This is a genomic window from Kribbella sp. NPDC054772 (assembly GCF_053611945.1).
In genome coordinates this window covers 194,196-201,418 of record NZ_JBSHBJ010000010.1, presented here as the reverse complement: position 1 = coordinate 201,418, position 7,223 = coordinate 194,196, and the positions used below count along the sequence as shown (strand labels likewise).

The 7,223-nt window shown below is 69.5% G+C and carries 5 protein-coding genes and 1 tRNA gene; 1 reads left to right on the top strand and 5 read right to left on the bottom strand.

The window, feature by feature from the left end; genetic code table 11:
- Positions 1–145 precede the first annotated feature (145 nt).
- The 5 genes from ACWGID_RS18925 to ACWGID_RS18905 form a co-directional block, all read right to left on the bottom strand.
- The gene (locus tag ACWGID_RS18925) at positions 146–808 is read right to left on the bottom strand and encodes a hypothetical protein (protein ID WP_452198156.1); all 663 of its coding nucleotides are present in this window, start codon (positions 806–808) and stop codon (positions 146–148) included.
- Between the two features lie 96 nt (positions 809–904).
- A complete protein-coding gene (locus ACWGID_RS18920) occupies positions 905–1,474 on the bottom strand; it encodes a DUF4232 domain-containing protein (protein ID WP_452198154.1) in 570 nt (189 codons plus the stop codon).
- Between the two features lie 60 nt (positions 1,475–1,534).
- A tRNA-Asn gene (locus ACWGID_RS18915) sits at positions 1,535–1,607 on the bottom strand.
- 92 nt (positions 1,608–1,699) lie between these two features.
- Positions 1,700–2,239, bottom strand: coding sequence for a hypothetical protein (locus tag ACWGID_RS18910; RefSeq protein WP_452198152.1), 540 nt, complete (start codon positions 2,237–2,239; stop codon positions 1,700–1,702).
- A gap of 33 nt (positions 2,240–2,272) precedes the next feature.
- Positions 2,273–3,157 (bottom strand): sigma-70 family RNA polymerase sigma factor, encoded by an 885-nt coding sequence (locus ACWGID_RS18905; RefSeq protein WP_452198151.1) that lies wholly within the window; start codon positions 3,155–3,157, stop codon positions 2,273–2,275.
- 230 nt (positions 3,158–3,387) lie between these two features.
- On the opposite strand from ACWGID_RS18905, the gene ACWGID_RS18900 reads away from it, so the two are divergent.
- The gene (locus ACWGID_RS18900; protein ID WP_452198149.1) at positions 3,388–7,122 is read left to right on the top strand and encodes a S8 family serine peptidase; all 3,735 of its coding nucleotides are present in this window, start codon (positions 3,388–3,390) and stop codon (positions 7,120–7,122) included.
- The last annotated feature ends 101 nt before the right edge of the window (positions 7,123–7,223 follow it).

Genomic DNA, 7,223 nt, shown 5'->3' with positions numbered 1-7,223 from the left:
CCCCCCCCCCCCCCCCCCCCCCCCCGGGGGGGGCGCCCGCCCCCCGGGGGGGCCGGGGGGGCGCGGGGGGGCGGGCCGCCCCCGCCCGGCGCGCGGCCCCCCCCGCCTCGTGGTTCAGTCAGTCGTGCGTTTCAGCTTGTCGGTCTCAGCCGACGAGGACGGCGGTGACGGACGCGGAGGCGTCGATCTCGCCGCTGCCGGCGGAGCTGGCGTCGTCGTTGTAGCCGAACGCGAAGACCTCGACGGTGGTGGTCTTGTCGACGGTCACGACCTTCACGGTGGAGCCGGTGAGTTCGCGGTCCTTCGCCGGGGAGATCTCGGCGCCGAGGATGGTGCCGAAGTCGTCGCCGAAGGCCGAGGCGGTCGCGCCGACGCGCAGGGCGAGCTCCGGCCGGGTGCCGGGTGCGCCGGCGGTGGTGCGCGCGAAGAACGCGGTCGAGTTCAGCAGCCAGGTGCCCGGCTTCAGCGTGAACTCACCGATCTTCGTCTTGTTCGTCTTGAACGAGCCGCCGATCTTGTCGATCGGCTTGGCCTTGAAGTCGGCCGCCACGCCGGACTTCCCGTACGCGTCGGTGTCCTTGAGGAACGCGTCCCGGTCGGTCTTCGTGAGTTTGCTGGCCGGCAGACTGTTGTCGACCACCTGGGAGGCGGCGACGGACCGCGGGCAGAGCGGGTACGACAGACTCTTGCAGTCCGGCCGTACGGCGCCGTTCGCCGCCACGGTGACTCCGACCAGCACGCCGGCCCCGAGCACGGCCGCCACCAGCAGCCGGCCGCCCTTGGTGGTCCAGACCTTCTTGATGTTCACAGGGTTCCTTCCCCTTCATCCCCGAGGCCCCCCTCGGGATCTGGGAGGAAGCTACGGCCTGGGCTGGTCTAGGCCAATAGTGGTTGGGGCGAATTTTCAGTTTTTGAACGTTAGGCACCAGGCAGTGAGCGTGACCTTGCCCGTTGTGCCGAGATCCGTGTCGACCGGCCGGACGACAGGGCGGTCGTCCGCGCGGGCGGTGATCGCCAGGTAGGCGCCGGAGACCTTGTCCTCGGCAACCTCTACGGTGTTCGACCAGGAGACGGCGGCGAGTGCTGTTTGCCCTTTGTGCAGGACGATTCGCGTGGCTCCGCTGTCGATCGCCATGTACGACGATCCGCGCGTCACCTTCACGTTCATCGTCCGGTGCCGGGCGTCGAGGACGGCGAGCTCGGGGTATCCGTCGAGGGTGATCGGCGTGGAGCGGCAGTTCGTCAGTTTCAAAACCACGGCTCGATGTCCGAGCGCCGCCTCCACAGGTCCGACGGCGATGGCGGGGCCGGATGCCGGACAGGGCGGCGGCGGGGGAGTCGGCGACGGGGTCGGTGCAATAGTCGGCGCGAGCCGCGGTCCTGGAGGTGGCTCTGATGTTGCCGCGGGATCTGTGCCGCAGCCGCTCAGCAGAAGCAGAGCGCCGAGCAGGACCAGCCAGGATTGTCGGAACATGTGCCCACCCTCGACATGAGAAAGCCGGCCTCCTCGAGGAGGAGACCGGCTGGTGTATTGCTCCCGCGACTGGACTCGAACCAGTAACCTGCCGGTTAACAGCCGGCTGCTCTGCCAATTGAGCTACGCGGGATCGTGGTGTTGCTTGGCCCCGAATCCCGAGGACCTGAGTAGGTTAGCAGGCAGGTGACGAACTACAAAAACGGGATTCGGCTGCCTGCGGGGTCAGATTCCGAACTCCTCGCGGACCTCTCGGAGCGCGGCGTCGGCGGCGTCCAGGACGCCCGGCTGGTCGGGCTCCAATCCCTTGTCCAGAACGGCGTTCCAGAGGACTTCGGCCTCCGTGCTGGCCGGACTCCGGCGCGCGACGATGCGTACGCCGCGCTTGCCGGCGAGGGGGACATGACGCTGTACGACGATGCTCGCGTCGACCCGCTCGCGCAGCAGCTGCCCGAACCGCGCCGGGTCCTCGACCTTGAGCTCGGTCGCCCGCAACGGGGTGCCGAAGGCGGTCGTCTCGAAGATGTGCAGGACCGACGCCTCGGAGTCCCAGTTGGCGCGCTCGATCGCCTCCCAACCGACCCGGCGGTCGGCGTCCGCGGAGTCGGAGGGCAGGTACACGGCCGCTCGGGTGCCGGCGGCCCAGCGCCCGTTGGCCAGCTGCACGGCCGCGAGGATGTCTTCCTTGCGCCCGGTCACCGCACGCGCCTTCGCCGCGACGGCATCGGTCAACTCACGCGGCCAGGCCGTACGCAGAAGTCTCACACCCACATCATTCCAGCCCCTCCAAGTCCGTTGTCAGGCGACGTAGTCACGGAGCTGCGGGAGCGCGCGGCGTCGCAGGTGCCGCAGCGCTTCGCGTTCGAGCGTGCGGACCTTGTCCGGGGTGATTCCGAGGTGGGTCGCGGTTTCCTCCACTGTGCAGGGGATGTGGTCGAGCAGCCCGTACCGGTGGTGCAGCACGGACTGGTGCGGGTCGTCGAGGAACTGCAGATGGTGTGCGAGATCACGTCGCAGGGCGGCGCGGAGCACGATCGGGTCGTCGTCGATCACCGGATCCGCGTCGTCGAGGTCCAGCGTCTCGGGATGCATCCGCCAGGCCTGCGCCCGCTCGATCCTCGCGATGGTCAGGTCGGTCGCCCGCGCGAGCTCCGGCGTACTCGGTTCGCGGCCCAGTTCCTGGATCAGCTCGTGCCGGGTGGAGGCGAGTCGCGACGCGTCGGTGTACGCCTGGGCGGGCATCCGGACGAGGCGGGAACGGTCCGAGATCGCGCGGCCGATCGACTGCCGGATCCACCAGATCGCGTACGTCGAGAAGCGGTGGCCGAGGCGGTGGTCGAACCGCTCGACCGCCCGCATCAACCCGATGTTGCCCTCCTGGATCAGGTCCAGCAGCGAGATGCCCTTCCCGCCGTACCGCCGGGCCAGGGACACGACGAGCCGCAGGTTGCCCTCGATCATGCGCTGCCACGCATGCCGACCGAGCGCGACCACCGCGCGCAGGTCACCCGGATCATGCCGCCCCGGGTCGGCACCGAGCCGGTCCGCCGCGAGCAGCCCGGCCTCGATCCAGTGCGAGAGCTCGTTCACCTCCTCCAACGTCAGTAGTTCGTGCTGCCCGATGTCGCGCAGGTACGCCACCAGCGCGGTCACGTCCGCCGGTTCACAGTCCAGCTCTCCCATCCCGTCCCTTTCGCCGCCAATCTCCTTGCCCAAGAGAGTGCCGTGATTCGACGGCTCCCAGCACGGTGACTTCAAGTATGTGGATAACTACGGAGCGCGAGACCGCCTACAGGCTGGCGGCGACCCGTCATGTCGGGTGATCGCCAGGCGGATCCGTAGCGGCACCCCGGTCGGCACGGCGAGGCTTTCCGCCACCGGAAAGGAATCCGGCAAGAAGGAGGGCCACCCAGATGGCAACCAGAAGATCGATGCTGCTCGGCGTCGCGCTCGCCGCCGCCCTCGTGGTGCCGGGGAGCGGGATCGCCTCCGCCGGGCCGCCGACCCCCGCGGTCGCGCCGACCCCCGCGGCCGGGGTCACGCCCACGGCAGCGGCGCAGCAACCGGCGTCCAAGGTCACGTTGGTGACCGGTGACGTCGCAACCCTGACGACGTCCGCTGGGAAGCCGGCCGTGGCGGTGACCCCGCACGCCGGTTCGGCGGGCAACTTCCGCAGCTACGCCGTCGGCAAGGACGTCTATGTGATCCCGGCCGAGGCCGAGCCGATGATCGCGTCCGGAAAGCTCGACCAGCAGTTGTTCAACGTCACCGGCCTGGTCGCGCAGGGGTACGACGACGCGCACAGCGGCTCGATCCCGCTGATCGTCCGGTACTCCGGCCGCTCGGCCTCTGCACGCGGCGTCGCGCCGACCGCCCCCGTGGGGACCAAGGTGAAGCGTGGTCTGCCGAGCATCAGCGGTGCGGCGCTGACCGCGGACAAGAAGACGACCGCCTCGTTCTGGGACTCGGTGGTGCCGGGCGCCAAGGCGAAGCTGTCAGGTGGCGTTGACCACGTCTGGCTGGACAGCAAGATGCACGCCCTGCTCGACAAGAGCGTCCCGCAGATCGGCGCTCCCGACGCCTGGGCGGCCGGGTACGACGGCACCGGCGTCAAGGTCGCGATCCTGGACACCGGCGTCGACCTGAACCACCCCGACCTGGCCGGCAAGATCGCCACCAGCCAGAGCTTCGTCCCGGGCCAGACGGTCCAGGACGGCCACGGTCACGGCACCCACGTCGCCTCGACGATCGCCGGTAGTGGCGCGGCGTCGGGCGGCAAGTACCGCGGTGTCGCGCCGGGCGCCGAACTGGTCATCGGCAAGGTCCTCTCGAACGAAGGCTCCGGCGCCGAGTCCGACATCCTCGCCGGCATGGACTGGGCCGCGCACTCCGGCGCCAAGGTCGTCTCGATGAGCCTCGGCGGACCGGCCCGTCCGAAGGAGGAGGACCCGCTGGTCGACGCCGTCGACACCCTGACCGCGCAGACCGGCGTCCTGTTCACGATCGCGGCCGGCAACTCGGGCCCCGCCGACTCGACGGTCGGCTCGCCCGGTGACGCGCAGTCCGCGCTGACGGTCGGCGCCGTTGACCACGACGACGCGGTCACCTACTTCTCCAGCCGCGGCCCGCTGGCGGACGGCGGCCTCAAGCCGGAGATCACCGCACCCGGCTCGGAGATCGTCGCCGCCCGCGCGGCCGGCACCTCCATGGGCCACCCGGTGGACGCCAACTACACGGCGGCCAGCGGTACGTCGATGGCGACCCCGCACGTTGCCGGCGCCGCTGCGATCCTGGCAGAGGAGCACCCGGACTGGACGCCTGCCCAGCTGAAGAACCAGCTGATCAGCACGGCGAAGACCACCGCTGACACCTCTGTCTACCTGCAGGGTGCCGGCCGGGTCGATGTCAGCCGCGCGTTCAAGCAGACCGTGTCCGCCGACGGTGTCGTCGACTTCGGGATGCGTCCGTTCGGCTCGACCGACCCGGACGTCAAGCAGCTCACCTACGCCAACAACGGCGATGAGGCAGTCACCCTCTCGTTGGCGTGGAAGTCCGCTGGTACTACTGTCCCGGCCGGAGCCCTCAAGCTCGGTGCGGACTCCGTCACGATCCCGGCGCACGGCACTGCCGGTGTACCGGTGACGCTGACCGGCGGCACGATGCCCACCGGCTCGTACGGCGAGCACGTGGTCGCGACGTCCGCGGACGGCAAGACCGTTGTCACCACGGCCGTCGGCTTCGTGCAGGACGTCGAGCGGTTCAACGTCACGATCAACGTGAAGGACCACGACAAGAACGCACCGGCGTCGTCGTACGGCACGGTCTACGTGTTCGACCTGAAGAACCCGAAGCCGGCCGAGATGTACTACTTCGCGGGTACCGAGGGCACGGTGCAGCTCAACCTGCCGCGTGGTGAGTACGCGTTCGAGTCGATGACCTACCGGTTCACTCCGGACTACCTGCAGGCCCGCGAGGTTGTGTACGGCGCGGAGTCCGGCGTAGTACTCGACCAGGACCGCGCGCTGACGTTCGACGGCACCAAGGCGCACCAGGTCGGTCTGCAGACGCCGAAGCCGAGTCAGGCCAACCAGGTCCGCATGAGCCTGTCGTTCCTCAGCAACACCAACCCGCTGCGGTACGAGCTGCAGTCCGACGCTCCTGGCTACACCAAGCTCTGGGCGATCCCGTCCACCGGTAAGAAAGAGCTGCTCGAGCACCGGCTGCACTTCTCGACCAACGCACCGGAGCTGTCGACGCAGGTGATCGGTCGAAGCGTCTACAGCCTCGCACCGGAGTACATCGACGGCTGGGCAGGTTCCGCCCGCATCGACGGCACACGCCTGCTCCGCGTGGTCAACACCGGCACAGGCCGACCAGAGGACTTCGCTGGTACGTCGGTCCGCGGCAACGTGGCCCTGGTCAAGCGGAGTGACGCCGTCTCGACCAACCAGGTCATCACGAACGCGGCCGCCGCAGGTGCCGGCGTGGTCGTCATCTACAGCGACACGCCTGGCGACTGGGGTGCGATGGTCCTGAAGACCACTCCGACCGCTATCCCCGCGCTGACGCTGTCCGGCGAGCCGGGGGCCAAGCTGGCGGCCCTGGCCGCTCGTGGCGACACCAAGCTGTTGTTCCGGGGTACTGCGGTGCCGGCGTACACCTACGAGGTGCTGAAGACCCAGCAGGGCATCAGCGCGGCGCAGCAGTACCGCGTCGACTCGCGGGAGCTGGCAACGGTCGACAGCAGCTTCTACTCCGCGACGCCGGCCGCACCGGGTGGTTACGCGCGGATGCTGCTGTCGGATGCGCAGACGTTCATCGTGATGACGCTGAAGCGGAACGCGATGCCGCGGAAGCTCACCGAATACGTCAGCACCGGAGTGCGGACCTTCGAGCTGGTGTCGCCGTCCGGTATCTGGGAGCCGATGGGCGGTGCGGTCCAGTCTCTGCCGAGGGTGCTCCAGCCGGGGCAGGTCACGAGCCAGGCGTGGAACAAGCCGGTGGTTCGCTCGGCCATCACGCCGAACCACCCGGACGGCGCCGTACGCATCGGTGAACTCGGTGGGGTGGATGTGACCGCCTTGCTGAGCCAGAACAGCAGCCAGTGGGTCAGCCTGCCGAGCAACCTGGAGCAGAAGAAGACGACTGTCTACCGTGATGGTCAGCTGCTCGGGTCGGCACCTGCCAGCTCGGTGTCGTGGCCGATGGTGCCGCAGCAGGCGACGTACAAGCTGGTGCTCGATGTCAGCAAGCAGCAGGCGACGTCGAACAAGGTGAACACCGCCTGGACGTTCGTGTCGGCGCACACCGACCGCAGCCTGCTGCCGGTGCTGTCGGTCGACTACGACCTGAACGTTGCTCTCGACAACAGTGTGCGGGCGGGCCAGGCAGTGCCGATCGGCCTGAGCTTCCGGTACCCGAAGGGGCTGGCCGCTCCGAAGCTGAAGAGCGTCAAGCTGTCGGCCTCGTACGACGACGGCGCGACCTGGACGCCGGCCGCGGTGACGACGACCGGGGGCGCGACCGCCACCGGAGTCGTGAAGGCGCCGCGGACGACCAACGGGTTCGTCGCGCTGAAGGTCGAAGCCACCGACGCTGACGGCACCACGGTCGAGCAGACCGTGACCCGGGCCTACCAGCTGCGGTGATCCCCGAGGTGGGGGGCCCCCCCGCGCGGGGGGGGGGGGGGGGGGGGGGGGGGGGGGGCGGGCGGGCCGGCGCGGGGGGGGGGGGGCGGCGGGCCGGGGGC